This window comes from Lactobacillus sp. ESL0230 (assembly GCF_003692805.1).
Taxonomy (GTDB): Bacteria; Bacillota; Bacilli; order Lactobacillales; family Lactobacillaceae; genus Lactobacillus; species Lactobacillus bombicola.
In genome coordinates, this window is the sequence record NZ_REHI01000006.1 from 55,965 (window position 1) to 81,572 (window position 25,608).

The 25,608-nt window shown below is 36.6% G+C and carries 23 protein-coding genes, 1 tRNA gene and 4 pseudogenes; 16 read left to right on the top strand and 12 right to left on the bottom strand.

The genetic code is table 11. The features are described 5' to 3' along the window. Nucleotides 1-41 precede the first annotated feature (41 nt). The 9 genes from F5ESL0230_RS02060 (at nt 42) to F5ESL0230_RS02100 (ending at nt 10,665) form a co-directional block, all read left to right on the top strand. A tRNA-Leu gene (locus F5ESL0230_RS02060) sits at nt 42-128 on the top strand. A gap of 219 nt (nt 129-347) precedes the next feature. After that, nucleotides 348-995 carry a glycoside hydrolase family 73 protein gene (locus F5ESL0230_RS02065; RefSeq protein WP_122021380.1) on the top strand — a complete coding sequence of 216 codons (648 nt, stop codon included), beginning with the start codon at nt 348-350 and terminating at the stop codon, nt 993-995. A gap of 78 nt (nt 996-1,073) precedes the next feature. Further along, a complete protein-coding gene (pcrA, locus tag F5ESL0230_RS02070; RefSeq protein WP_122021381.1) occupies nt 1,074-3,314 on the top strand; it encodes a DNA helicase PcrA in 2,241 nt (746 codons plus the stop codon). 42 nt (nt 3,315-3,356) lie between these two features. Next, nucleotides 3,357-5,363, top strand: coding sequence for an NAD-dependent DNA ligase LigA (gene ligA / locus F5ESL0230_RS02075; protein ID WP_122021382.1), 2,007 nt, complete (start codon nt 3,357-3,359; stop codon nt 5,361-5,363). 13 nt (nt 5,364-5,376) lie between these two features. Then, the gene (locus F5ESL0230_RS02080) at nt 5,377-6,516 is read left to right on the top strand and encodes a CamS family sex pheromone protein (protein WP_122022026.1); all 1,140 of its coding nucleotides are present in this window, start codon (nt 5,377-5,379) and stop codon (nt 6,514-6,516) included. Between the two features lie 11 nt (nt 6,517-6,527). Continuing rightward, complete coding sequence (gatC, locus tag F5ESL0230_RS02085; protein WP_122021383.1) at nt 6,528-6,830, top strand: Asp-tRNA(Asn)/Glu-tRNA(Gln) amidotransferase subunit GatC; 303 nt, start codon at nt 6,528-6,530, stop codon at nt 6,828-6,830. Continuing rightward, complete coding sequence (gene gatA, locus F5ESL0230_RS02090; RefSeq protein ID WP_122021384.1) at nt 6,830-8,269, top strand: Asp-tRNA(Asn)/Glu-tRNA(Gln) amidotransferase subunit GatA; 1,440 nt, start codon at nt 6,830-6,832, stop codon at nt 8,267-8,269. The genes gatC and gatA overlap by 1 nt, the downstream gene beginning before the upstream one ends. Nucleotides 8,270-8,272: 3 nt before the next feature. Next, nucleotides 8,273-9,703 (top strand): Asp-tRNA(Asn)/Glu-tRNA(Gln) amidotransferase subunit GatB, encoded by a 1,431-nt coding sequence (gene gatB, locus F5ESL0230_RS02095; RefSeq protein WP_090093468.1) that lies wholly within the window; start codon nt 8,273-8,275, stop codon nt 9,701-9,703. A gap of 41 nt (nt 9,704-9,744) precedes the next feature. Continuing rightward, nucleotides 9,745-10,665: a diacylglycerol kinase family lipid kinase gene (locus F5ESL0230_RS02100; protein ID WP_090093470.1), complete on the top strand. Its 921-nt coding sequence runs from the start codon at nt 9,745-9,747 to the stop codon at nt 10,663-10,665. Nucleotides 10,666-11,253: 588 nt separating this feature from the next. Here the strand turns inward: F5ESL0230_RS02100 and F5ESL0230_RS02105 are convergent. Both F5ESL0230_RS02105 and F5ESL0230_RS02110 read right to left on the bottom strand, forming a co-directional pair. Beyond that, nucleotides 11,254-12,264 carry a choloylglycine hydrolase family protein gene (locus tag F5ESL0230_RS02105; RefSeq protein WP_122021385.1) on the bottom strand — a complete coding sequence of 337 codons (1,011 nt, stop codon included), beginning with the start codon at nt 12,262-12,264 and terminating at the stop codon, nt 11,254-11,256. Nucleotides 12,265-12,439: 175 nt separating this feature from the next. After that, nucleotides 12,440-13,150, bottom strand: coding sequence for a Bax inhibitor-1/YccA family protein (locus tag F5ESL0230_RS02110; RefSeq protein WP_122021386.1), 711 nt, complete (start codon nt 13,148-13,150; stop codon nt 12,440-12,442). Nucleotides 13,151-13,326: 176 nt separating this feature from the next. Between F5ESL0230_RS02110 and rlmD the strand changes: the two genes are divergently transcribed. Continuing rightward, nucleotides 13,327-14,679: a 23S rRNA (uracil(1939)-C(5))-methyltransferase RlmD gene (gene rlmD, locus F5ESL0230_RS02115; RefSeq protein WP_122021387.1), complete on the top strand. Its 1,353-nt coding sequence runs from the start codon at nt 13,327-13,329 to the stop codon at nt 14,677-14,679. 402 nt (nt 14,680-15,081) lie between these two features. Here the strand turns inward: rlmD and F5ESL0230_RS08610 are convergent, their stop codons facing one another. Continuing rightward, nucleotides 15,082-15,210: a hypothetical protein gene (locus F5ESL0230_RS08610; RefSeq protein WP_255409255.1), complete on the bottom strand. Its 129-nt coding sequence runs from the start codon at nt 15,208-15,210 to the stop codon at nt 15,082-15,084. Between the two features lie 102 nt (nt 15,211-15,312). Continuing rightward, a complete protein-coding gene (locus F5ESL0230_RS02120) occupies nt 15,313-15,972 on the bottom strand; it encodes a hypothetical protein (RefSeq protein ID WP_122021388.1) in 660 nt (219 codons plus the stop codon). Nucleotides 15,973-16,180: 208 nt separating this feature from the next. Between F5ESL0230_RS02120 and F5ESL0230_RS02125 the strand changes: the two genes are divergently transcribed. Next, a complete protein-coding gene (locus F5ESL0230_RS02125; RefSeq protein WP_122021389.1) occupies nt 16,181-16,720 on the top strand; it encodes a TetR/AcrR family transcriptional regulator in 540 nt (179 codons plus the stop codon). Next, nucleotides 16,717-17,298 carry an NAD(P)H-dependent oxidoreductase gene (locus tag F5ESL0230_RS02130; RefSeq protein ID WP_122021390.1) on the top strand — a complete coding sequence of 194 codons (582 nt, stop codon included), beginning with the start codon at nt 16,717-16,719 and terminating at the stop codon, nt 17,296-17,298. Before F5ESL0230_RS02125 ends, F5ESL0230_RS02130 begins: the two co-directional genes overlap by 4 nt. 46 nt (nt 17,299-17,344) lie before the next feature. Here the strand turns inward: F5ESL0230_RS02130 and F5ESL0230_RS02135 are convergent. The 8 genes and pseudogenes from F5ESL0230_RS02135 to F5ESL0230_RS08555 all read right to left on the bottom strand — a co-directional run. Next, a pseudogene (locus F5ESL0230_RS02135) lies at nt 17,345-18,901 on the bottom strand (recombinase family protein). Continuing rightward, on the bottom strand, nt 18,894-19,661 hold the full coding sequence (locus F5ESL0230_RS08535) for a zinc ribbon domain-containing protein (protein ID WP_255409279.1): 768 nt from the start codon (nt 19,659-19,661) through the stop codon (nt 18,894-18,896). Before F5ESL0230_RS08535 ends, F5ESL0230_RS02135 begins: the two are co-directional and overlap by 8 nt. Before the next feature lie 30 nt (nt 19,662-19,691). After that, a pseudogene (locus F5ESL0230_RS08540) lies at nt 19,692-20,555 on the bottom strand (recombinase family protein); the annotation flags it as partial. A gap of 35 nt (nt 20,556-20,590) precedes the next feature. Continuing rightward, nucleotides 20,591-20,824, bottom strand: a complete 234-nt coding sequence (locus F5ESL0230_RS02150) for an SHOCT domain-containing protein (RefSeq protein WP_122021391.1) — start codon at nt 20,822-20,824, stop codon at nt 20,591-20,593. 469 nt (nt 20,825-21,293) lie between these two features. Further along, nucleotides 21,294-21,713, bottom strand: a complete 420-nt coding sequence (locus tag F5ESL0230_RS02155; RefSeq protein ID WP_122022027.1) for a holin family protein — start codon at nt 21,711-21,713, stop codon at nt 21,294-21,296. A 75-nt stretch (nt 21,714-21,788) separates the two neighbouring features. After that, nucleotides 21,789-21,851 (bottom strand): annotated as a pseudogene (locus F5ESL0230_RS08670) (head-tail adaptor protein); the annotation flags it as partial. A 3-nt stretch (nt 21,852-21,854) separates the two neighbouring features. Then, the gene (locus F5ESL0230_RS08550; protein ID WP_233551633.1) at nt 21,855-22,004 is read right to left on the bottom strand and encodes a hypothetical protein; all 150 of its coding nucleotides are present in this window, start codon (nt 22,002-22,004) and stop codon (nt 21,855-21,857) included. 287 nt (nt 22,005-22,291) lie between these two features. Continuing rightward, nucleotides 22,292-22,651, bottom strand: a pseudogene (locus F5ESL0230_RS08555) (phage major capsid protein); the annotation flags it as partial. 79 nt (nt 22,652-22,730) lie between these two features. Between F5ESL0230_RS08555 and F5ESL0230_RS02175 the strand changes: the two are divergent. The 4 genes from F5ESL0230_RS02175 to F5ESL0230_RS02190 all read left to right on the top strand — a co-directional run bounded on the left by F5ESL0230_RS02175 (nt 22,731) and on the right by F5ESL0230_RS02190 (nt 25,608). Next, nucleotides 22,731-22,868 carry an AbrB family transcriptional regulator gene (locus F5ESL0230_RS02175; protein WP_122021392.1) on the top strand — a complete coding sequence of 46 codons (138 nt, stop codon included), beginning with the start codon at nt 22,731-22,733 and terminating at the stop codon, nt 22,866-22,868. Between the two features lie 9 nt (nt 22,869-22,877). Next, on the top strand, nt 22,878-23,087 hold the full coding sequence (locus F5ESL0230_RS02180) for a hypothetical protein (protein ID WP_147440862.1): 210 nt from the start codon (nt 22,878-22,880) through the stop codon (nt 23,085-23,087). A gap of 72 nt (nt 23,088-23,159) precedes the next feature. Beyond that, nucleotides 23,160-23,402, top strand: a complete 243-nt coding sequence (locus F5ESL0230_RS02185) for a DUF6557 family protein (protein WP_369931541.1) — start codon at nt 23,160-23,162, stop codon at nt 23,400-23,402. Nucleotides 23,403-24,807: 1,405 nt separating this feature from the next. Further along, entirely contained in the window at nt 24,808-25,608 is an 801-nt protein-coding gene (locus tag F5ESL0230_RS02190) for an SDR family oxidoreductase (protein ID WP_122021395.1), read from the top strand.

The window sequence follows — 25,608 nt, forward strand, 5'->3', positions numbered from 1 at the left end:
TGAACTGAATTTGATTTTACAGTATACTGATTACTGTACTTGCGGGCATGGCGGAATTGGCAGACGCGCAAGACTAAGGATCTTGTGATCGTTTTTAGATCGTGGAAGTTCGAGTCTTCTTGCCCGCATCATTTGTAATGGAGTAGCAACTCCATTTTTTTGTTTAAAAATAAAATTCAAATAAAAATGTGAAATACTCTGTAATTGTTAAATTGATATCTAACTTTTATGGGGTATTTTTAAATATTAATTATCTTTTTTTATTTTAAAAATTAATTACATTCCATAATTTTAACGTGCGAGAAGGTATACTTATTGTAACAACTATTTTAAGTAAGGACTTTTTTATGGCAAAAAAACGCAGGGGTAAAAAACAATCTAACTGGCTAATTATTATAGAAACGTTTGTCATTTTGTTTGTATTAATAATTGCTTTCGTCAGTTTTAGATACTATCGTCGTCAAGCAATTGAAACAGAAAAAATCAGACAACAACAAATTGCACGGGAAGCAGCTAGACAAAAGATTATTAAGCAGCACAAAGCTTTTATTAATGAGATTGGTCCAGTTGCTCAAGAAGTTGACAAATCATATGAACTTTTACCTAGTATTACGATTGCCCAAGCATGTTTGGAAAGCAACTACGGTAAAAGTAGTTTATCGCAAAAATACAATAACTTATTTGGGGTAAAAGGTTCTAACCCTAGCACGTCGGCAATTTTAACGACTAAGGAATTTGAAAAAGGGAAATGGGTTTTAGTAAAAGCACGTTTTCAAATTTATGATTCCTATGAAGCATCGATTCGGGCTCATGCTCGTCTTTTTCAACGAGGTACTAGTTGGAATAAAAATCAATATCAGCATGTTCTTGCGGCCAAAGACTATCAAACGCAAGCCCATGCTTTAGTCAAAGATGGCTATGCTACTGATCCAAATTATGCAGATAAATTAATTAAAATAATCCAGCAGTATCAACTTGATCGATTTGACAAGTAAGAAACAAACCATGCCAAATTTATATAACATTTTTGGTACAATAAGATAGCTATCAAAAATCAGACGAAGGGAATTAGAATGAGCGAAGAATCTATTTTAGCGGGCTTAAATCCGCAGCAAAAGCAAGCTGTTAAAACGACTGAGGGACCGCTTTTAGTGGTTGCTGGAGCAGGTTCTGGAAAAACCTCAGTTTTAACTAGACGGATTGCATATCTTGTTAATGAAAAAGGAATTTTACCCTGGAATATTTTAGCGATTACTTTTACTAATAAAGCAGCCGCAGAAATGCGTGAACGGGAACGGGATTTGCTTGGTTTACCAGCAGAGAGTATATGGATGTCAACTTTTCATGCATTGTGTGTGAGGATCTTACGGCGTGATGCTGAAAAAATTGGTTATAGCCAAAATTTTTCGATTGCAGATGCAGCTGAACAGCTAACCTTAATTAAGCATATCGAAAAAGAACTAAATATTAATCCTAAAATGTATGAACCACGTCGTGTTTTATCAGCTATCTCTAATGCCAAAAATGCGCTACTAACGCCTGATGCATTAAAAGCCAGCAGTTCAATGCCCTTTGAGAAGATAACTGCACAAATTTATCAAGAATACCAGAAACGCTTAAAACATGATCAAATAATGGATTTTGATGATTTGATTATGCAAACTTTAGTGTTGTTTAAAACGGATGCTACAGTTTTACATTACTATCAAGCTAAGTTTCATTATTTATTAGTTGATGAATATCAAGATACCAACCAAGCGCAATACGAATTGTGCCATCAACTAGCAGCTCAGCATAAGAATATTTGTGTAGTTGGAGACGCAGATCAATCTATTTATGGTTGGCGTGGTGCAAATTTGGAAAATATCATGAACTTTGAACATGATTACCAAAATGATGGCGTACAAACTATTAAATTAGAACAAAATTATCGCTCGACTGGTCATATATTGGCAGCAGCTAACGCAGTTATCAAAAATAATCGTAACCGTAAAGCTAAAAAGTTATGGACGGATCAAGGAGAGGGTGAAAAAATTACATATTATCGAGCTCAAAGTGGCGAAGATGAAGCACATTTTATTATCAGCAAAATTCAAGAAGAAGTTGAAAATAAAAATCGTTCTTATCGTGACTTTGCCATTTTGTATCGAACTAATGCCCAGTCGCGAACCGTTGAAGAGGCTTTTGTTAAATCAAACATTCCCTATCAAATAGTTGGTGGTCATAAATTTTATGATCGAAAAGAAATTATGGATGTCATGGCTTACTTAAAGCTGGTATCTAACCCAAGTGACACTATGAGTTTTAATCGAATTGTTAATACGCCAAAGCGGGGCATTGGTAATGTAAGTATTGAAAAATTTACTAATTTTGCTCAAACTAGTAATTTGTCCTTACTTGAAGCCTTTAATCATGTAGGTATGTCAGGTCTTTCTGTTAGAATAGCTGCTAAATTGAGTGATTTTGGTGCAAAACTTAAAGATGCTATTGAGTATTCTCGCAATCATAGCGTTACCGGTCTTACTGAAAAAATTTTGCAAGATTTCGGGTACATTGAAGCTCTTAAAGCAGAACATACAATTGAAGCTGAAACCAGATTAGAAAACTTAGACGAATTTTTATCAGTAACTAAACGGTTTGATGATCAATATGACCAAGATAATCAATCTGAAATCTTAAGTGACTTTTTAGCAGAAGTTTCATTATTGAGTGATCAAGATGACTTAGCAAATAATGATCAGCAAGTTGCTTTAATGACACTACATGCTGCTAAAGGTTTGGAATTTCCAGTTGTTTTTTTAGTTGGAATGGAAGATGGGCTATTCCCATTATCAAGAGCATTGTTAGAAGATGATCAGTTAGAAGAAGAGCGCCGGTTAGCCTATGTTGGTATTACTAGAGCAAGACAGCAACTGTATTTAACTAATGCATACTCACGAACGATGTTTGGCAGAACCCAAAATAATCAACCATCTAGATTTTTAGATGAAATTGATGAAGCTGATCTTAAAATTGAAGGGGCAAGTTTTCCTACTTTGGGCTCAGATTCTTTTCAAACCCAGGCTGCTCCGTTTGCGAATGTGGCTGAACGTGCCCGGGCTCAAGTTTATACACCTAAGATTAAACCAGCTGGAGCTGTGGGAGCTGAGAAAAAGGGCTGGAATGTTGGTGATCAAGTAAAACATAAGGCTTGGGGCTTAGGAGTAGTTGTTAAAGCCAATGGCTCTGGTGAGGATATGGAACTAGATATTGCTTTTAAAGAGAAGGGGATTAAACGACTTTTGGCAGCCTTTGCACCTATTAAAAAGGTATAATGAATTAAGTTAAAGTTATTATTTTGATCAGGGGGGTAGGAAATGGCTGATCTAACTCTAAATGAAGCCAAAAAAGAAGCAGCTTCTTTAAGAAAACAATTAAAGGAGTGGGCGCAAGCATATTATGCAAAAGATGCTCCACAAGTTGAAGATTATGTATATGACCAAAATTATAATCGGTTATTGGAATTAGAGCAGCAGTTCCCACAAATTGTTACGCCAGATTCGATTACTCAACAAGTTGGTGGAGAAATTGATAGTGAATTTACAAAAGTTGTTCATGAAGTTCCCATGCTTTCAATGGGGGATGTTTTTTCTAAAGAAGAGTTGACCGAATTTGATGCTCGTATTCAGCGCCAAGTTGGCCATGCAGTAGCCTACAATGTTGAATTAAAAATTGATGGTTTATCACTTAATCTTGAATATGTTGATGGGGAGCTTAAGCGTGCTTCTACACGAGGAAATGGATTGGTTGGTGAAGATGTGACCGCTAATGCTCGTTATATTGCTGATATTCCACAAAAGCTACCAGAAAAATTAACCATTGAAGTTCGTGGCGAGTGCTATATGGATAAAGGAGCTTTTGCGCAATTAAATCAAGAGCGAGATGAAAAAGGTGAAACAACGTTTGCTAATCCACGAAATGCGGCCGCCGGATCATTACGTCAGTTAGATGCTAAAGTTACCAAACAGCGAAATTTAAGTACATTTATTTATACTTGGGTGAACCCGCCAGCTAATATTACTAGTCAGCATCAAGCAATTACTAAATTAGATGAGCTGGGCTTTCATACAAATCAAACTGGACGCAAGCTGGATAATTTGGACCAGGTTTTTGCCTTTATTGATGAATATACGTCAAAAAGGGATAATTTGCTATATGGCATTGACGGCATTGTTATTAAAGTCGATGATTTGAACTTACAAAATGAGCTGGGAGCTACAGTTAAAATACCGCGTTGGGAGATTGCCTATAAATTTCCACCGGAAGAGCAGGAAACAGTTGTTCATGAAATTAAGTGGACAGTTGGTCGAACAGGTGTAGTAACCCCGACAGCAATTATGGATCCGGTACAGATAGCCGGGACAACAGTTTCTCATGCTGTATTACATAATGTTGATTTGCTTAAACAAAAAGATGTACGAATTGGTGATACCGTCATGTTGCATAAGGCAGGCGATATTATTCCTGAAATATCACAAGTTGTATTAGCTAAAAGACCCAAAGATGCTGTCCTATACGAAATTCCAACTAAATGTCCATCATGTAAAGAAGATTTAATTCATTTACCAGATGAGGTTGCCCTTAGGTGCGTCAACCCTTCCTGCCCAGCGCAAATTGAAGAAGGAATAACTCACTTTGCTTCACGACCAGCTATGAATATTGATGGGTTAGGCCCCAAAATTGTTGCACAATTAATTACTAATGGTTTAGTTCATAACGTAGCTGATTTGTATCATTTGCAAGCAGCTGATTTGGCTAAGCTAGACCATTTTAAAGACAAGGCGATTAGTAATTTGCTAGCAGCAATTAATAATTCTAAACATAATTCTGTAGAATTACTATTAACTGGACTAGGAATAGACCATGTTGGAGCTAAAGCTGCACGGCTAATAGCGCAAAAGTTTAAAAATATGGCAAAGATTATGCAAGCAGACGTGCAAGAGGTAGCTACAATCGATACAATAGGCATGACAATTGCTGAATCCTTAACAACATATTTTGCTCAAGAAGAAGTTAAAGAATTAGTTACTGAGCTTGAGCAAAGTGGGGTCAATATGAATTACTTAGGTCAGACAGGACCAAGTAATATTCCTGACAACTTTTTTAAGAATAGAACTGTTGTTTTGACTGGTACTTTAGTGCAATATACCCGTAGCAAATTTACTCAAAAGTTACAAGCACTTGGAGCTAAGGTAACTAGTTCAGTATCAGGTAAAACAGACTATGTTATCTATGGTAAAGATGCTGGATCAAAATACGATAAAGCACAGAAACTGGGCGTCAAATTATTGACTGAAGAAGAAGCAATTGCTCAAGTTAAATAAAGGAATAATTAAATTGAAAAAATATTTACACGCTTTAACAATTCTTGGGCTATCCCTGACTCTAACTGCTTGTGGGAATTTAAAAAACTCCAATCTAGCTAATAATGCTAAAACTGCATCCAATTCCAGTACCAAAACCTATCAGACAACAGATACAGGAAATAATGGTTATACAGTTTTATTAAAAAATGGTCGTTATGTGACAAGCCCAATCTCTGGATTAACGGCAACAGATAATGATAATTCAGTTGACACCAGAGAACTCGAACGGGGACTCGTTCAGATTTCTAAAAAAGTTTATTCAACTAATTCTTATGTTTTTCAAGAAGGGCAATATATTACTACTACAGATGCAAATGAATGGCTATCGCGTAAATCCAAAGATAATAAATTAGGACTTAATCCTGCTGAAGGTAGTAAAAAGAATTATAATCCTTATTATTTAGAAGAAATTATTGAGCAGAACTATTTAACTGGCTCGGGCTCAAACTATCATATTGGCGGTATAAGCATTGGTCTGGCCATTAATTCAATTGATTATTATCAGAAGGTTAAAGATGGACCACAATATCAAGCTACAATTTCACGGGCTAAGCAAAAAGAATTTGGTCAACATGCTGCCGAACAAATAGTGCAACGTTTACGTAAGCGAAAAAATTTAAAAACTGTTCCAATAACGGTTGGTCTTTTTGCTAAAGAAAGTATGGATTCACTCGTTCCAGGAAGTTATTTTTTGAGCGGGACAGTCGCTGCTAATAGTAGTAAAATAGTTAAATGGGAAAACATTACTACTCAGTCTGAGGTATTACCAACGATTGGTAATAAAAAGGCAATTAACAGTAGTGATGCATCAAGCTTTAATAGTTTTAAAGAATCAATTCAAAACTATTTTCCTAATATTAGTGGGGTAACCGCAACTTTGCGTTATGAAGATGGCAAGTTGGTACAAGAAAACATATCAATTACGACCCAGTTTTATGGTTACGAGCAGATTCAAAGTTTCACCCGCTTAGTTTTATCAACCGCAAAAAAATATTTGGCAAATGATGTTCCAATTGAAATAAAAATTGGTTCGGTAAATGATATTCAGGCACTGGTTGCTAAAGAAACGGGAGATAATAGTTATCAAGTTCATATTTATGGTGGCGAATAGGAGGTATTAGTATGAAAATTACAGAAGAGACAATTAAGCATGTCGCAGTTTTATCGCGGCTGGAAATTAATAAAAATGATATTAGTCAGGTTACTGAACAAATGAGTTCAATTATCAATATGGCTGATCAATTATCAGAAGTTAACACTGAGGGTGTTGAAGAAACTGTCCAAGTAGTTGATCGTGATACAGTATTTAGAGAAGACAAGCCTGAACACTGGCAAAGTCGCGAAGAATTAATGAGGAATGTTCCTGAACAAGCTAATGGCTTTATCAAGGTTCCAGTGATTATTAATAAGGATGAGGACGAGTAATGAATTACTTAAATGAAGATATTGACTCATTAAATGAAAAATTGGCTCAGGGGACTTTATCAGCTGATCAATTAGCACAAGATACAGTCGCCAATATTAAGCAGACCGATGATAAGTTAAATGCTTGGATTACGGTTCAGGAGGATGCTAAACCTGCTGCTGATTTAGATTTTAGCAAGAATAAGTTAGCTGGAATTCCAATTGCAATTAAAGATAATATTCTTACTAAAGATGTTAAAACGACAGCTGCTAGTCATATTTTGGATAACTACATTCCAGTCTATGATGCAACAGTTATTGAACGTTTAAAAGCTGCCCAGGCTACTTTTGTAGGGAAAACAAATATGGACGAATTTGCGATGGGTTCATCGACTGAACATTCATACTTTGGTATAACACATAACCCTTGGAATTTAGACAAAGTTCCAGGTGGTTCTTCTGGTGGGTCTGCGGTTGCTGTTGCTTCAGGACAAGTTGTTGCTGCCCTTGGATCTGATACGGGTGGTTCAATCCGGCAACCAGCTGCATTTAACGGTGTTTTTGGTATTAAACCAACTTATGGGCGTGTTTCACGTTGGGGCTTAATTGCTTTCGCATCTTCACTTGATGAAATTGGAGTAATGAGCAAGCGGGCCAAAACATCAGCCCAAGTACTTAATGTTATTGCAGAAGCTGATGAACATGACTCTACCCTTTCAACTAGAGCAGTTCCTGACTTCACTAAGTACATCGGTAAAGACATCAAAGGCATGCGAGTAGCGGTTGTTAAAGAGTACATGGATGCTGTTGATGGTGAGATGCGTGAAGTAATTCAAGAGCAGATTACTGTTTTAGAAAATGCCGGAGCAGTCGTTAATGAGGTTTCCTTACCATTAACTAAATATGTAGTTCCTGATTATTATATTATTGCTTCTAGTGAAGCTTCATCAAATCTACAAAGATTTGATGGTATTCGTTATGGCTATCGGGCAGAGGATACAAAAGATCTACTGGATGTTTATGTAAAATCACGTTCAGAAGGTTTTGGTGAAGAAGTTAAGCGCCGAATTATGCTGGGCTCATTTGCTTTATCAGCAGGTTCATATGACCGTTTCTTTAGACAGGCAGCAAAGGTTAGGACCATGATTTGTCAAGATTTTGGCCGTATCTTTGCGGAAAATGATGTAATTGTTGGTCCAACAACTACTACACCGGCCTTCACTATTGGTAGTGAAATTTCTGATCCAATTAAGATGTATAACAATGACATTTTGACCATTTCGGCTAACTTAGCGGGTATTCCATCTGCTAGTGTACCAGCTGGTATGGTAGATGGAATGCCTGTTGGGTTACAAGTAATGGCTAAGCGATTTGATGAGGGAAGTATTTTCCAAGTAGCTGACTTTATTGAACAAACTAACAAGTTTTATGAAAAGACACCAACTGGAATGGGGGATTAACAGATGAATTTTAAATCAACAATTGGGTTCGAAGTACACTTCGAATTAAAAACTAATAGTAAGATTTTCTCACCTTCACCGGTTAGTTATGGTGCTAAGCCTAATACTGAAACAAATGTAATTGATTGGGCAATGCCTGGAGTTTTACCCTACGTAAATAAGGATGTTTATCGCTTAGGGATTATGGTTGCTTTAGCAACGCACTCACATATTTTGCCAAATACTCATTTTGATCGAAAGAATTATTATTACCCTGACAGTCCCAAAGCTTACCAGATTACTCAATTTTACCAACCTTTAGCTCGTGACGGCTATGTTGAAATTGAGGTACACGGTAAAAAGAAACGGATTGGGATTCATGAAATGCATATTGAAGAAGATGCTGGTAAAAATACGCATGGGACTAATGGCTTTTCTTATGTTGATTTAAATCGGCAAGGTGTTCCGCTACTGGAAGTTGTTTCTGAACCAGAAATTGCAGATCCTGATGAAGGCTATGCTTACCTTGAAAAATTACGTAAGATTGTCCAGTTTACAGGTGCTTCTGATGTTAAGATGGAAGAAGGTTCAATGCGAGTTGATACCAATATTTCTATTCGTCCCGCTGGACAAAAAGAACTTGGAACCAAGGTTGAAATGAAGAACCTGAACTCTTTTGAACATGTACGTAAATCTTTGGCATATGAAGAAAAACGGCAAGCACAGGTCTTATTGGCAGGAGGTCGAGTACAATTATCGACACGCCGGTTTGATGAAGCAACAGGTAAGACTGTTCTGGAACGGGTTAAAGAAGGCGATGCCGATTATCGCTATTTCCCAGAACCAGATTTAGCCCCTGATCATATTAGTCAAGAGTGGATTGATGAAATTGCAGCGACATTACCACGCTCGGCCGAAGAACGTTACAGCCAATATGTCAATGAATTTGGCTTAAAGGATTACGACGCCCAAGTTCTTTTGCAAACTAAAGAAAGTTCTGATTTTTATGATAAGACAGTTGCAGCTGGGGCAGATCCACAGTTAGCTGCTAACTGGATGAATACTCAAGTAAATGGTTATTTAAATGATAATCGTGTATCTTTAGCTGATATTAAGTTAACACCTGAGAACTTGGCAGCAATGATTGAACTAATTAAGAACGGTACAATCTCTTCAAAAATTGCTAAAAAAGTTTTTGCCGAGACAATTGCTAATGGAACTGATCCTAAGAAGTACGTTGAAGACCAGGGCATGGTTCAATTATCTGATACTAGTGTGCTTGAACCAATGGTTAAAGCAGTAGTGGACAGTAATCCGCAATCAGTTGAAGACTTTAAAAATGGTAAAGATCGGGCAATTGGATACTTGGTTGGTCAAATCATGAAAAAGACACGTGGTAAGGCTAATCCTAAGGTTATCAATCAGCTTTTGAATCAAGAATTACAAAAGCGTTAAAGAGAATTTTAAAGTAATTTGAGTAATTAAGGTAGTAATTTATGACTAAAAAAGCAAGATTGATTTATAATCCTGTATCAGGTCACGAGCAGATGCCTAAAAATGTTGCTGACATTTTAAATGTATTGGAACAAGCAGGTTATGAAGCAAGCGCATTTCGAACAACACGCCAAAAGCAAAGTGCGCAAAAAGAAGCTACTCGAGCTGCAAATGCAGGCTTTGACTTAATTGTAGCGGCTGGTGGGGATGGAACAATCAATGAAGTTGTCAATGGGATTGCTTTTCTGGAAAAAAGACCACAAATGGCCATTATTCCTGCTGGCACGACTAATGACTATGCTAGAGCCTTACATATTCCGCGTGAAAGTATTAAAGATGCGGTTAAAGTAATCCTTAAACAAAAAACACGTAAAATGGATATTGGTCAGGCAACATTTGCAAATCATACTCAATATTTTGTTAATATTGCAGCCTGTGGATCATTAACTGAATTAACCTATGGTGTACCATCAGAAGTTAAGTCGGCCTTAGGTTATACAGCATATTTGATAAAGGGAGCCGAGATGTTACCTCATTTGACTACAAATGAATTGCGCTTAACATATGACGATGGCGTATATGAAGGTAAACTTTCGATGCTGCTATTAGGGATGACTAATACAATCGGCGGTTTTGAGCAAATAATGCCAGATGCAGAATTAGGTGATGGATTTTTCCAATTAATTGTGGTAAAACCATCTGATCCAGTTAAATTATTAAGACTAATGGCCCTTGCCTTAAACGGTAAGCATGTAGATGATCCTGATATCATTTATACAAAAACACGAAGTTTAAAAATTGAGTTGTTTGGTCAAAGTATAGGTAAAGAACTTCCTGTTAATCTGGATGGAGAAATTGGTGCCTATTGTCCAGTTACTTTTAAAAATTTACAGAGGCGAATTGAATTTTTCGTTGGTGAATAATAATAGTTTAGTTGTTAATTATACTGATAGTTGAAAATTAAAATACACATAGCAAATTAGATATTTTAGTCTAATTGTTATGTGTATTTTTATTTTAATCGTAAAAGTTAAGCTTAGAAATTTAGTAGTTTACTAATATGTGGCGAAGAAAAATTATTTTTGTCTAGTAGAATACAGAGCAAAAAACCTGAAATTAAAAGGTTTTAGTTGATGCAATTCCTAAATTAACTATATATATTATTTTTATTCGTATAATCAGCAGCTATTGTTTTAGAAGATGCCGCAAATGAAGCTAGGATTAAAGAAGCTAGTCTAAAGTGAATAGTCGCTTGTTACACAAGTTATTAAAAAAGTAGTCATTGTCATTGCATAACAGTTAAAGCAAGCTGCCACTACTGATATAGATGATGAAATCAAGCAAATGTAGGAGCAATACAAAAAAGAACTTAAAAATATTGTAGGTGAATAAAATTATATTTTTGTTGATAATTATCAGTAAGTTTTATATTTAAGTAATTAAGAATATAATTTTTGTAATTAAAAAACTATCGCTTCTTATAATTGAAACGATAGTTTTTTTGTCAATTTTTAATTTGCATAATCAATATCTTCTATTGGATTAACTTTGAATTCATGGTATTCAGTTTCTTTTTCCAGCTCTGGTGTCAATTTGACACATCTAATACGTTGGTTGCCGTAAGTTGAGTAATAGTAACTTTTAGATTCAGCACACATGTAAGCTGAATAACAAGTATAGTCAAAAGTATTCTCAGGGGTAACAACGATTCCGCGTGGAATACTGACAGCTTCTAATATATGGTGAGCTAAACTTACAGCAGTTAATTCATCCTTGGGTTGTTCAACATTATTTTTCATAAAGGCTGTTCTAATAAAACGTGATGGTGGTGTATAGTCACCAGGTAAGCCAAAGGTACCTGAGCCTTGACTAAACGGCTTTAATGTTTTACCCAAAAATTCAATATCTTTATGTTGTTTTGGTCTAACAGAAAGGTAATTACGTAAATTAGTTTCGTGCCAGTGATAATCGGGACTATTGGTCATCACGCCAACTGAATCTCGGATAATATGTGTACCATCTTCTTGTGTTTCAACGATAACACTTTCCCCCGTAGTATCAGAAAAGATATAGTGTAAAGGTGGTATAACCTTTAAAGCGGGGCTAGCTTCATTAACAATTGAAATTTTATTGGTAAATAATTCGGCCACGTCAGCTAATGAACTAGCTTGAGATAAAATTACAGAAATCACTTTATCGGGTGATACACCCCAAGTATTAGGTTCAGCCTGTTGTTTGTAGCTAGCATATCCTGGGAAATATAAAACAGCTCCTGTTAATCCAGCATCATTAATACCATCACAAGTAACTGGAGAATTATCAATATCATATTGAATACTACCCATGCCAATAAATGAATGCTTACTAGTAACTTGATCTGTCGTATTATATGAAACGGCGAAAGTTTTGTCTTTAGGAACAAAAATAACTTGTTCAGCCATTTCCATCATAAAGTCCATTGTTCTAGATAAAAAATGTTTTTTATCCTTAGTTTCTAATGTAAAACTGCTACAACCTATCATGCTGTAACCTCCATTTGATTTTAAAAATATTATAAATTAACTATAATGAAAAGTATAAGAGGATGGATGACTATATTCAAGTGTTTTAAATTTAAATCGTAATGATGTAAGCTATTACTTACTATAATCTAATTATAAAAAAAGGTGCCGATCATTGCGACCAGCACCTTTTTTATTAATTGCGCCTATTACCATTACCACCAAAGATTTCTAATAAAAACATAAAAATATTAATAAAGTCAAGGTAAAGTTGCAAAGCTCCTAATATTGCTAGACCATTACTTGATAATTGGTCGCCATAATTATTGTAAATAGCTTTCATTTTATTGGCATCACTAGCAACTAAACCAGTAAAAATTATTACACCGATAAAGGAAAATAGGTAAGTGACAGCTGGATTACGTAAGAAAAGATTGACTAGCCAAGCTACCATAAAACCAAATAAAGCAGCGCTTAAATAGGAATTCCAATTAGATAAATCACGCTTAGTAAAAGTTCCAAATATAGCCATGGCAATAAAAACTGCTGCGGCAGAGATAAAGGCTGAAGTGATTTGGGTGCCGGTATAAAAGCCAGCAATTAAGGCAAATTCAAAGCCATAAATTGCAGCTAAAAAGATAAGCATAACTAAAGCTGCTGCTGGGTTGCGATTAGCTTTAAAACTAATTCCTAGAGATAGACCTAAGGGAACTAATAAAATTAACCAGATGATAGTAGCAGGCAGATTCATTAGTGCAGTACTAAAAACATTCATAGTCAAATAGGCTACTAAGGCGGAAATCATAACTGCGCCGCCCATCAGGGCATACATTTTAGTCAAAAAACGATTAGTTTCTGCAATAGTATGAATTTGTCGGTGATCTGAATTAGTATCAAAAATATTCATAAAAATGTCCTTTCTGTGGCTCAAATTAGTACTAAAACTAACACATTTTAAATTGGGTGTGAAGATAATTAAGCGAAGTTAAAGCAAAGTTAAAGAATAAGTTAGCATGTTACTTTTATTCAAATTTTTAGTAAAATAGAATAGTTAACCAATTGTTTGTAAAAAAGGACAAGAACATGGAAAAAAATCAAATTATTGACTTAGAAATCACTGACTTATCGTATGAAGCGATGGGGGTAGCGCATTATGAAGGAATGACGGTCTTTGTAACCAGTGCAATTCCTGGTGAAATAGTCAGGGCTAAAATATTAAAAGTTAAGAAGACCTTTGCTTTTGCCAAAATTGAAGAGCTTATTAAAGAGAGCCCTGATCGAGTAAAGATTGAACTTAATCAATGGGTGCAAACTGGGCTTGCCTCACTGGCACATATTAAATATGACAAGCAGCTCGAATTCAAGCGTAACCAAGTGGTCAATTTATTGAAAAAAGCCCATCTTGATGATGTGCAAGTTGGTTCTACTTTACCTAGTCCGGAGGAGACGGGTTACCGCAACAAAGCTCAGGTACCCGTCCGAGAAGTTGCTGGTCAACTCGAAATCGGTTTCTTTAGACGGCACTCACATGATTTGGTGCCGTTAACCAACTTTTTGACAACTGATCCTGAAATTGACCGTGTCTTAGTGGCAGTGCGTGATATTCTTCGCCAATATCGCGTTCCGGCTTATGATGAAATTCATAATCAAGGTGAAGTTAGATATCTAGATGTCCGTCGCAGTAAGGCAACAGGTGAAATGATGGTAATTCTAGTATGTTTGCATAAAGACTTTGCTCAATTACCCAAAGTTGCGGCTGATATCAAAAAAATTCCTGGTGTGACTAGTTTAGTTTTAAACTATAACCCAAAGAAAACTAATGTTATTTTAGGTAAGGTGGACTACCTGATTTTTGGCAAACCACAACTTACTGATCAAATTGGTGACGTCAAGTTTAGAATTTCACCGGAAAGTTTCTTCCAAATCAATTCATTGCAAACACCGCGGCTTTATGATTTAGCAATTAAAAAGGCTAACTTACAACCAGAAGATGCGGTTGTTGATGCTTATTCAGGGATTGGTACTATTGGCTTGACCGTGGCGAAACATGTGCGTTCGGTGCGTGGTATTGAGAGCGTCAGAGATGCAGTCAAGGATGCCAATAATAATGCAAAACTAAATGATATCCGAAATGCCAAGTATGTTACTGGTAAGGCTGAAGAAATTATGCCTAAATGGGCAGAAAAAGGGATGCAAGTTGACATTATTTTCGTTGATCCGCCAAGAAAAGGCTTAACCCCAGAGTTTATTGAGGCTGCCGCTAAGACTAACCCCAAGAAAATTGTTTATATTTCGTGCAATCCAGCAACGCTAGTACGTGATCTGCAAGAATTTCAGCAGTTAGGCTATACTTTTGCCCAGATTGATCCGGTGGATATGTTCCCACAAACACCCCATGTGGAGAGTATTACAGTTCTTGAGCGGACAAAAAATTAGTCTGTGAATACTGGTGTGACGGTATTCTTAATAGAGTAAAAGTTTACTAATTTTGATTTTAATGATTGGAATTAGTACACTTTTTGCTTTTTATGCTGGAGAGTTGAGTGGACAGCGTGCTGTATTTTCGGGTTGAGTATGCAAGTGTCTGTTTTTGAGAGTTGAGTTGGTTAAGGTTATGGGAACAGCCGTAATGGTTGGTATAATAGCGGTGATGGCAAACGTAAAAAGGCAGGATTTGAAGGGAAAAGGTTGAGCAAACTAGTATACTGTTAAAGAATATGATTTTGTGTTGCTAGACAGTATTTGACGAGGAGAGTAAGACACTCAACTTATATTAAAATAAACAGAAAAGCATGATTGCAATAGAACAACCATGTTTCAATTTAATGACTACAACGTTTAATTACTCTCTTTTGATAAGATATTTATTTCTAAATAGCCTTCTTCATTTCCTAGAATGTAAAATTCTGGTACATTGGCATTTTCAAACAATGCTGTTGCAGTTTTGACACCAGTGCTGTCTGACATATAAAAGTCTCTTCGCCTTAATATCTCAGTTACATTGAGCACATTAAGCCGAAGAGACATTCTATAGAAATTTACAATATATCAATAATTTCTTATTATTACTTAAAACCAAGATTTAATAGAAGGTAAAGAGTTTCCATTTTTATCTTTCAAATTATGTAATTGTTTCGTTAATAAATTAAAATCACATACAGTTTGTCTAATATTATTTGAATTCTTAAGCCGGTTAATAGAATTAGTCAAAGTAGATCCATGATTACCGTTTTGAATCATTGTATTGACAGCCTTTATCTTACTATCATATGGTTTATAACTTGGATAGCGTTCCAACTCTGACTTAATTTTAAATAATGGAGAATTAGGTCTAGGCGAAGTATTCCAAACAATAATTATCCACATTATAGCATTATGTAATTGTTCAGCAGTAGGATCCCATTTAATACTTTTAGAAGAATTTCTAGTATTAGGCTGATGATTGTTAACCACATGATTAGCTGGCATGACAAGTGGATTGAAAAGTGGCAAACTTTTCCTATTTGTTAAACTCAAAAAGTCTCTCGCAGCTCCCATTCCACACTGAATAATTTGAACATCATCCGATTTATTTTTACTTGTGGCCTTAAAAACATAATATTGATCATCAATTTCAGGACCTGCATCACTCTGCTTAGTTTGACCTTTCAGTAATTTTATATGAGCAACTGGCACAATATCATAATCTCTTACTATTTCTCGTCTTCTTTGACCACCACGACAGTCCATTGATCTTATCCTCCATATACTTATTAAAACGTTAGATAATTATTAATATCACCAATTTCATTATATAACAACAGAAGAAATCTATTTCAATCAAAAAATATAAAGTAATAACTAGCACAATGCGTAATATCATAACTTTTTGACAACTCAAGATAACAGTGTTATATTTGCTCCTTAGATAACGATGTTATTTAAGGAGCTACATAAATTGAATAAGACACAAGATAAAATCATTCAAGCAACGATAGGATGGATTGAGACAGATGATTATAAAAACTTATCTATGCGGAATTTGGCAGCCCAAATAGGGGTGACCACGGGTGCTATTTACAAATACTTTCAAAACAAGGATGAGTTGTTTTACCAAGTATCGGTTAAATTATCACAGGAATTTGCTGAACAACTTATTACTACTCCAGAAGACTCAGCAAAGGATGAGCTTCTTTCACTGGCCAATAAATTCTGTCGGTTAAGTCAGGAGCAACCGAAGATAATCAATTTCCTATTTTTCAATTCAAGTCTGAATAACTTTTACCAAAATACTAACCATGACTTTAAGTTTTATAATCAGGTTATGGACTTAGTGCAACAAGTTAACCAGGGTGGTATTACCGATCAACAATTTTTTACGCAGATTTGGTCTTTTATTCAAGGATACTCATTATTGGTGTTAAATGGAGCCACAAATTATGATCCAGCCTTGGTTGAAAGGACCTTAAATGAGATGATTCGAGGTAGTGAAAAATGATTTTGATAATTTATTGTCACCCCTATGAGCAAAGTTTTAATCATGCTGAATTGAAAGCAATTAAAGAGAATTTGAGTGCAGGTCAGCGAGAGTATGAAATAATTGATTTGTATGCGGAACATTTTAACCCAGTGTATTCAACAGAAGAGTTGCAGCTTTATCATCGTGGTGAAACGACTGATCCTTTAGTTACCAAGTACTTAAAACTGTGCCAGCAAGCAGATACAGTGATTTTTATTACACCTTACTGGTGGAATAGTATTCCTGGGATGTTGAAGGGCTTCGTTGATAAGGTGATGAAGGAAGGGCTGGGATTATCACATACGGTTACTAAAACAGGAGTGAAGGGTGAGCTGACCAATGTTAAGCACTGTTATGTGTTTACCACTTCGACTTCTCCGACATGGTATATTCGGTTCTTTTTGGGTAATGCTATCAAGAAAGTTTTTATTAATAAAACTTTGCGTCAGTTAGGCTTTCGTAACATTAGTTGGAATAATTTTGGCGGTATTAGCAATTCTTCACTTTATCGACGGAGAAAATATTTAGCCAAATTAACTAAACAGCCTTTTAAGTAAAAACAGCACCCAGCCAAAGTAGCTGAGTGCTGAATATCCCAAGTTTTCACATATTAACTTTAATTACTTCACCATCTTTGAACGTGAATTCCATGTAGCGTTGGAAGATGGTAATTTTTTCTACCAAGCGACGAACCAATTGTTCATCAAAGTCAACTAAGCCATACTTGTGCAATTCGACTAATTTGTTGATTTCATCAAGGCTGTGCAGTTTGGCTTGTTGATCAGTTTCACGACTTTGGACTTTTTCTTTTTGCTTCCGCAGGTCCATGATTTGCTGGGTTAGTGCGTTGCAGTCTTGATGCTGGTTAGCAGCCTGGATGAGCTTCATCTGTACCTCTTCCAACTGTTGGTCCTTTGGAGTTCTCGATGACCTTCATGATGTTGGCTTTGATTTGTTTGTTGGCTAACTCATGCCCTTCAATGAGCTGGTTAAAAGCCTCAATAGTAGCTTCTTTTAGAAGGGGTTCTTTAATGTTTCGAATCATGCAGCGGCGACCAATTTTACTTCTCCTTATCCGACTGGCGCAGCGCCAGACTGCTACTTTTTCTGGTCGATACCACATGTTCCGTTGGAGAATATCACCGCATTTACCACAGAATAATTTTTGAGAGAAGCAATATTTGCCGTTCAGGCGTCTATGCTTACCGTTTTTAGTGGTGATTCCGTTACGTCGTTGTTTAATGATCTGCTGTACTTGCATGAAAACAGACTTGGGAATAATCGCCGGGTGATCATTCTCCACGTAGTATTGTGGCATGATGCCTTCATTCTTCACTCGTTTTTTATTAAGAAAATCAACGGTGTAAGTCTTTTGTAAAAGGGCATCACCCATGTATTTTTCATTCTTTAGGATTTTGGTCACGCTGCTAGAGCGCCAATTTTTTGTTTTGCCACCGGTCAAGATACCATCAGCTTTGAGCGAATTGGCGATTTGTTTCATAGTCATTCCGTTTAGGTAGCTATAGAAGATCCGTTTAATGACCGTGGCTTCCTCTGGTTCAATTACTAGATTTCCTTGATCATCTTTGGTGTAACCGAGGAAGTGATTATGATTGACAAACACTTTACCTTGTTAGTAACGGTATTGAATCCCCATTTTGACGTTTTGCGATAAGGACTCACTTTCTTGTTGAGCAAGGGAAGCCATGATGGTAATCAGAACTTCACCTTTGGCATCCATGGTGTTGATATTTTCTTTTTCAAAGAAGATTGCAACATTGATGGCTTTTAAGTCTCTGATATACTTCAGGCAATCAATAGTATTTCGAGCAAATCGGCTAATTGACTTAGTGACAATTAAGTCAATTTTACCGGCTTTACAGGCCGTAATCATTTTATTGAATTGTTCCCGTTTCTTGGTGTTGGTTCCGGAAATTCCATCATCAGCATAGATACCTGCAAATTCCCAGGTTGGTTCTTTTTGAATTAGCTCTTTGTAGTGAGCTACTTGAGTTTCATAAGAACTGGCTTGCTCATCGTAGTCAGTGGAAACCCGACAGTAGGCTGCTACACGAAGTTGCTCGAATGGTCGAGTACTTTGCTGCTGATGACGCTATTTCCTTTTTGTTGGTGGGCTGGGATAATACGCACTTTACCCAATTAAATCACCTTCACTTTCGATAATACTGTACAAATATTCTGCTTGTTTGATTGGATAGTTATAACGTTGTTTGATGATGCTACGAAAGAAGTGTTCATCGATGGTGGCAGCTTTGTTTAGCTTTTCAGGTAGCGCTAATCCGCATTTCAAGATAAAGATTGCTTTGTTTGAACTGTTAACCACAATCTGTTGGACAAACTCTTGAAATATACCTTCATCAAATTCAGTAAGCTGTTTCCCTTGCTGGCACCAATGCAACAAGGTACGAACATCTTCAAAATTATTTGCTGAATCGGTATTCTTACCATTGAGCTGTTTAATCTTTTCCTGACATTGGTAAGTGTCTTGATCGAGTTTAGCAGTTTGGTTGATATAGATGGCTCGGTCGAGTAACCCAGTTTGCATCAATTGGGTTAATGTTTCAGCCTTATGGTCGTTGGTCTTGATTTGCTTAGTTAAAGAAATCAGTTGACCATCGCCGTTGGCATTAGCTTCTTCTTTCAGGGCTTCTAACAATGGTTGTAATAAGAACTTCCGACTGTAAACCAGTTTATTCATCATATTACAGAAGGCAGCTTCCAAACCTACTTCAGACACTGCTTTAGTTGGACATTGCTGAGCAGATCTTAAATGTTTTTGGCAAGCCCAGCAGATTTTATGGGGCCGCGTTTGTCGTTTAAAAGTTGTCCCACATTGGCCACAGATGATTTTGCCAGAAAATAGGTAGTGCTGTTGATACTTATGGCTACCAGTTTCGATATGACGTTTTTGGACCGCTTCTTTAAGTAGAACTTGAGCCCGGTTAAAAGTTTCGTGGTTAACTAAACTAGGGTGATGCTCTTCAATTAAGTATTGGGGGAGTTCACCTTGGTTAAAATGACGGTGATATTGATCATCACGGTAAGTTTTCTGGCAGAGCATATCACCGGTATAATTACTGTTTCGTAAGATGTTAATCACGGTGTTGCTTCGCTATTGGCCGCCACGCTTGGTTGCTACGTGGTTATGATTCAGTTTTTTAGCAATTTTACTGGCTGATGTTCCGTGTAAAAAATGTTGAAAAACTTTTCGCACAATCCTGGCTTCAGTTTGATCGATAACTAAGTTACCATCTTCAATTGAATAGCCGTAGGGAGCTGAAAATACTCGAAATTCACCGCTAGCAAAACGTTGTCTGATTGCCCAGCGTAAATTTCCTGCAGTAGAGTGAGATTTATCCTGTGCGATACTGCTGAGGATCGATAGGAATAACTCGATGGCCATTGCTCCAGTATTAATGTGCTCTTTCTCAAAGATAATTGGGATGTTCAATTGCTGCAGTTCTCGAACGATTCGTAAACAGTCGGTTGTATTCCGTGATAAGCGGCTGATCGACTTGGTAACTACGAGGTCAATTCGGTGATTATGACAATCAGCTAGTAATTCCGTTAAGGCATCACGCTTTGTCAGTTGAGTGCCTGAGATTCCTTCATCGTAATAGATCTTAGCTAAATGCCAGTCTGAATGATTACTAATGTATTTTTGGTAATGTGTACGCTGATTTTCAAGACTTTCCAGTTGTTCAATATTGTCAGTTGAAACTCTGCAATAGGCCGCTACACGGAGATTCTTGACATCACGATGGTAGCTTTGGATTTTAGTAATGGTTGACATGACAACCCTCCTTTCGTCAGTGTAGTATGTTAGCTCTAGAACTTTGATGTATCAACGTTTCCGGACCCTAATAATGGTGGAAATGACTGCTTGGTTAAGGCATCAATGTCCTTAAATTCGGTGGGCGAGATTAAGCCTTTATTAAGCAGATTCTGGATGATCTGTTTTGATTGTTGATAGTGCAAATCATTCAATAATTGCTCTGAACTGATATTCTCACTTGTTGTTATTAGTGGTTGATGGGTCACTGGTTGTACTTTCTTTACCATGTTTAATTACCTCCACTGATAAGCCAGCGCGAGTGGAAAAGTAAACCATGGTAAAAGAAAAAGCTGACAGAAAACTGCCAGCTAAAAGTTGAAAAATCAAAATAGATTAGATATCATTGTAAATGAAAAGAGAGCAACGAGTCGCACCTCGTTACCCTCAAACGCAGTTCAGGTGACTGAAGGATAGCTAACCGTTATGGTTAGCTTTTTTAATTATCGCGTAGGCTTTAGCACAGTCAATGACTAGCTGGCCGATTGCCACGATAACTATGGCGGCAGTAATTGCCACTCCTCCAGTCTTTTCCTAATTAACATGACTTTCATCTCCACAGTTCAGATTATTTGAGGGGTGTGTAGCCACGTTTACTGTTAAGCCTTCTGTGTTGGGAGCGACCCATCACTTCCGACCTGATGATATTTTATCATAGAAACAACAAAAAGCCTGCAGACCGAAGTCCACAGGCAAAAGTTAGTTATTATCGTCCTTATCGTGCAATTGCTGGAGAACACTTTTCAATTTATCAGGTACGGGTAGCCCCAGACGGCTTATATTTTCTAACAGCGAAATACCTTCATTAGAAATGTAGAAGAAAATAGTAGCGGTGCGGACAGCAGAACCGTTTTTTAATAGGTAAATATCAAGGCAGTGTGCAATGCCAACCAACAGTAGAATTAGCACTTTGCGAGTAAGTCCATGAAACCCAATCTCACTGGATAATTTATGCTCATTAACTGCGCAAAGAACTCCGGTGATATAGTCCACGACTATAAAAATCAGGAGAACATATAGGAAACTGTCGAGTCCTCCTAGGAACCAGTCAAGAAAGGCACCAATTGCACCAAAACAAGTATTAATTATTGTTGAACTAGTTGTCTTCTTTGGGGTTATCAACTCTCTCGAGTATTCAGCTTTGATTTTCAGATACTCATGGTTGTATTTGACGTCATCGATAAAGCCGATATTGTAGCCACGCCCTTCAAACCAGATGTTGGTTTCTTCGTCAACGTCATCACGATATCGAATGATGAATTACAGTTGTTTTTCCAATTTCACGGTAACTGCCGTGTAATACTCTTGACCGTGCAGGGCAGAAACTTTTGCCCAGACATCTCCCAGACGTATATCCTTGTACATTGACATGTCAGTATTTGGATTTTCGCCGATGTATTTCTTTTTCATTAGAGTGATGCGCCGGGTCTAACTCGCCAATGTCAACAATCTTACTGACACGTTTGTTTTGCTGTTGCATTAAAACTCCTCCTTCTGGTAAGGGGACAAGATGGCCCGAAGGAATTTGATCAAGGCATCAAAATCAGCCGTTTTTCGATATTCGTAAAGGTAAGTCAAATATCATCAGGAAGGGGATCAAATGCCGATAGCGGTTGGCGAAGCACGTTCTCGACCGTAGCTGTTGCCGATCCAATCAACTTTGTGATGAGGTCATCCTCAACAGTGTTATCCAACTTCAGGTAGGCGTTTTGTTCGGCATTCCCCAACCGACGACTAAATTCATCAGATAGATAGGTCATCAAGTCGAATGCATAGTCATTCAGTAATTCTTCCGATACCTTGATCAGAGTGCCCAGTTTATGAGCACTGAGTGATATTTGACCAAATTGAGTATTAGATTCCATGTGTGCCGCTTCTTCATCTAGCCCTTCAGCAAGAACCTGGTCACAGGCATAAACAGCTGTGTTTTGCATTGCCGTGCGTTCGGTCATCGTTTGTCCAGCCATGGAACTTCCAAAGAGAAAGGACATGGTACTGGATAAGGTGTTTTTAGGTAATGCCTTGTTAGTGTGAAATAATTTATTGAGAAAACTCATGAGATCAACTCATTTCGTGGATATAATTTGATATCTATGGGAAAATACATATGAAGAATTGTTAATTGAGGTGATTGGAATGGATAATATTCCAACAGCTGAAGATTTGGCTAAATTAATTCAAGATATTCAGGTTGAGAGTGTTGGAATTGATAAAAAGGGTCATTATGACTCGGATAAATCACCTAGCTTTCATGACTGGATGGCAAACGGTTAGGAGATGTTGATGATGATGACAGTTCAGGAAGCATTTAGAAAAGCTGATAAAAGTGAGTTAGTAGAAAACTACATGCACGAGCATCCGGCTAGACTCGATGATTTTGATGATGAAACTACGTTTGGCAAGGCAAAAAGTATAGCTAAAAAAGCCTTGGGCGCGTATATTGATCGTTTACGAAATATAGCGATCAAGCAGCCGGATGATGGTCAGGATTGAATTTTTTATGCTTATCATTATTTACAAAACGGCATTACCTCTCCAGGATTTATCCTGGTAAATCTTAAAGAATTGCGGGAAAAAGGAGGCGATGCTCAGTCTTTCGATTACATAATGACTGAGCAGGCAGAGGTCATGGGGTACCACATCGCGGATAACAAGCTGACTAAATACTATCTAACAGAACTATTGACTGACATCATGTATGAGACCAGTTTCTTTGGCTTTAAACAAGAACATTTGCAAGCTGAAATCAAACAATTACAGCAAGCTTACAGCAAGCTGAAAAGGAGGTCGACGAAGGAAAGACGGTAACGAAAGAAGAGTTCCTTCGTGAATTGGGATTGGACGATCTTGATGATTTTTCACCAGAAGAAGAAAAGTATCGCACGAAGATCAACGAGTATGAGCAGCGAATAGCCGAGCATTCCAAAATGACTGAAGTCAGACAGATCCTACAAAGCTCGAATCCAGACTCTCTTTTTTATTACAGCATTAGCAACCCACGGCCATCATAAACGCATCAGTTCTTTTGTTGGTGTAGAGTTAACTAGGATACGGTTACAAATTAGTGACTTGTCTTGAAAAATAGAAATTATAAGAACATCAGGATCTTCCACATATAAAAAATCACTACTTGGTACTGATGATTGTAAGGCAAGATTTATTTTTTGTTCTTAATCTGCTGATTAATGATAAAAAGCTAATGATGTACTATTGATTGCTATGTAATAGGGTAATAAGTTCTAAAGGAGTAAGACCTTCAAAAGAAAATTTTTGGGGAGTTAATTGTTTTTTAAAGTGGTTAGAAAAATGGTTAGACTGTATTCCTTTTGCAAATTTTTAAGCAGGCTCTAAATGATAAGTTTCGTTTTTAAATCCAGTCTATTTGTTGTCTTATTAAGGAAAAGGATTTATGGATTTGTAATCAAAATTTTGACAAGATCAACCTTTCGTTGTTGATCGTCAGACAATGTACATAACGTTGATTTATCGAGAACGCTATCTTGAAAAGCAACATCGTTTTTATTTCTCGATTACGCATAATCGTTACTGAAGTTGGTGGTATTAAACCAATAAGAAGATTGATTGTAGGAATAATATAGGAAGAATAAACAACGTTTGTACTTAATGCAAAAACAAGTGGCTAATATAAAATGTAGTAACCATTAGAAAAAATAGCCAAAATAGCTGAGCACTGTATACTTAAAATATTTACATCTGAAACTAACCTTTGATTACTTGAAGAACGTATTTGGTATGTAGTGAGGTTATCTGCGAGGCAAGCCAATATTGAAAACTAATGCTTATGATGCTGAGTCTAAGTAAATATTGGCAAAGAAATGATCTTCAAGAGCCAGCTTAAGTGGTAAAGCACAAGTGAGTAAACAACAAAAGAAGGCAAAACACAAAAAATGTGTTTTGCCTTTTTTGTTAGCCTGAAAAGTCTGGCCTTTTCCTTGCTATTTTAAATATTAAAAGGTTATTTAAAAAAATTTTTTATAAATATAATAAATTATAGCTTAATTTGTATCTATTTGTAATTTATTTTTCTTGTGTATAGACTATTCTTAAGAATAGTAAACTTATGTTTGTAAATATTAATTTTTTAAAGTTAAGACCCTTTATTTCATTTTATTTTGAAAATTTGGATATTAATTATAGCAAGCGCTTTCAATATACTTGTGATTATAAATGATAAATGGAAAGGATAATAAGAATGAATGATTGGTTAAATATTGAAGGCCGAGTTTATGTTGTAACTGGTGGATCATCAGGTATTGGAGCAGCTATTGTCAAAGAATTAGCAAATGCGGGTTCTAATGTTATTGATGCTGATTTAAATGAACCAAAAGAGATTAATAATGGTGTTACCTATTATCATACTGACGTAACTAACAAAGAAAATATTAAAGAAACGATTAAAAATGTAGTAGATAAATATGGTCGCATTGATGGTGTTGTGAATAATGCAGGTATCAATTTACCTAGACTTTTAGTTGATGCTGAAAAACCAGAAAGTCAATATGAAATGACAGAAGATGATTGGACAAAAATGTTCAGTATTAATGTTAAGAGCATGATGCTTATGTCCCAGGCTGTGGGACGTTATTTAACGAAACAAAAGCATGGTGTAATTGTGAATATGTCTTCAGAAGCTGGACTAGAGGGATCACAAGGACAAAGTATCTATTCTGCAACGAAAGGAGCGATTAATGGCTTTACTCGTTCATGGGCCAAGGAACTCGGAAAGTTTAATGTGAGGGTTGTTGGTGTTGCACCAGGTATTATGGAAGCAACAGGATTAAGGACTCCCACTTATGAAAAAGCTTTAGCTTATACAAGAAACATTACAGTTGATCAACTTCGTGCAGGTTACAAGAGTACTACAACAACCCCAATGGGACGTAGTGGTCAGTTGCATGAAGTTGCAGATTTAGTTGCTTACCTCCTCTCTGATAAGTCAAGCTACATTACAGGCGTAACTATTAATGTAGCCGGAGGTAAATCAAGAGGATAA

Coding starts and splice junctions, on each gene's coding strand:
- F5ESL0230_RS08610 (WP_255409255.1), bottom strand. CDS start 15,210: ATGTCAGACAGCACTGGTGTCAAAACTGCAACAGCATTGTTTGAAAAT.
- F5ESL0230_RS02110 (WP_122021386.1), bottom strand. CDS start 13,150: ATGAATATTTTTGATACTAATTCAGATCACCGACAAATTCATACTATT.
- pcrA (WP_122021381.1), top strand. CDS start 1,074: ATGAGCGAAGAATCTATTTTAGCGGGCTTAAATCCGCAGCAAAAGCAA.
- F5ESL0230_RS02175 (WP_122021392.1), top strand. CDS start 22,731: ATGGATAATATTCCAACAGCTGAAGATTTGGCTAAATTAATTCAAGAT.
- gatB (WP_090093468.1), top strand. CDS start 8,273: ATGAATTTTAAATCAACAATTGGGTTCGAAGTACACTTCGAATTAAAA.
- F5ESL0230_RS02065 (WP_122021380.1), top strand. CDS start 348: ATGGCAAAAAAACGCAGGGGTAAAAAACAATCTAACTGGCTAATTATT.
- gatC (WP_122021383.1), top strand. CDS start 6,528: ATGAAAATTACAGAAGAGACAATTAAGCATGTCGCAGTTTTATCGCGG.
- rlmD (WP_122021387.1), top strand. CDS start 13,327: ATGGAAAAAAATCAAATTATTGACTTAGAAATCACTGACTTATCGTAT.
- F5ESL0230_RS08550 (WP_233551633.1), bottom strand. CDS start 22,004: ATGAAAAAGAAATACATCGGCGAAAATCCAAATACTGACATGTCAATG.
- F5ESL0230_RS02180 (WP_147440862.1), top strand. CDS start 22,878: ATGATGATGACAGTTCAGGAAGCATTTAGAAAAGCTGATAAAAGTGAG.
- F5ESL0230_RS02105 (WP_122021385.1), bottom strand. CDS start 12,264: ATGATAGGTTGTAGCAGTTTTACATTAGAAACTAAGGATAAAAAACAT.
- F5ESL0230_RS02120 (WP_122021388.1), bottom strand. CDS start 15,972: ATGGACTGTCGTGGTGGTCAAAGAAGACGAGAAATAGTAAGAGATTAT.
- F5ESL0230_RS02130 (WP_122021390.1), top strand. CDS start 16,717: ATGATTTTGATAATTTATTGTCACCCCTATGAGCAAAGTTTTAATCAT.
- F5ESL0230_RS02100 (WP_090093470.1), top strand. CDS start 9,745: ATGACTAAAAAAGCAAGATTGATTTATAATCCTGTATCAGGTCACGAG.
- ligA (WP_122021382.1), top strand. CDS start 3,357: ATGGCTGATCTAACTCTAAATGAAGCCAAAAAAGAAGCAGCTTCTTTA.
- gatA (WP_122021384.1), top strand. CDS start 6,830: ATGAATTACTTAAATGAAGATATTGACTCATTAAATGAAAAATTGGCT.
- F5ESL0230_RS02190 (WP_122021395.1), top strand. CDS start 24,808: ATGAATGATTGGTTAAATATTGAAGGCCGAGTTTATGTTGTAACTGGT.
- F5ESL0230_RS02150 (WP_122021391.1), bottom strand. CDS start 20,824: ATGGTAAAGAAAGTACAACCAGTGACCCATCAACCACTAATAACAACA.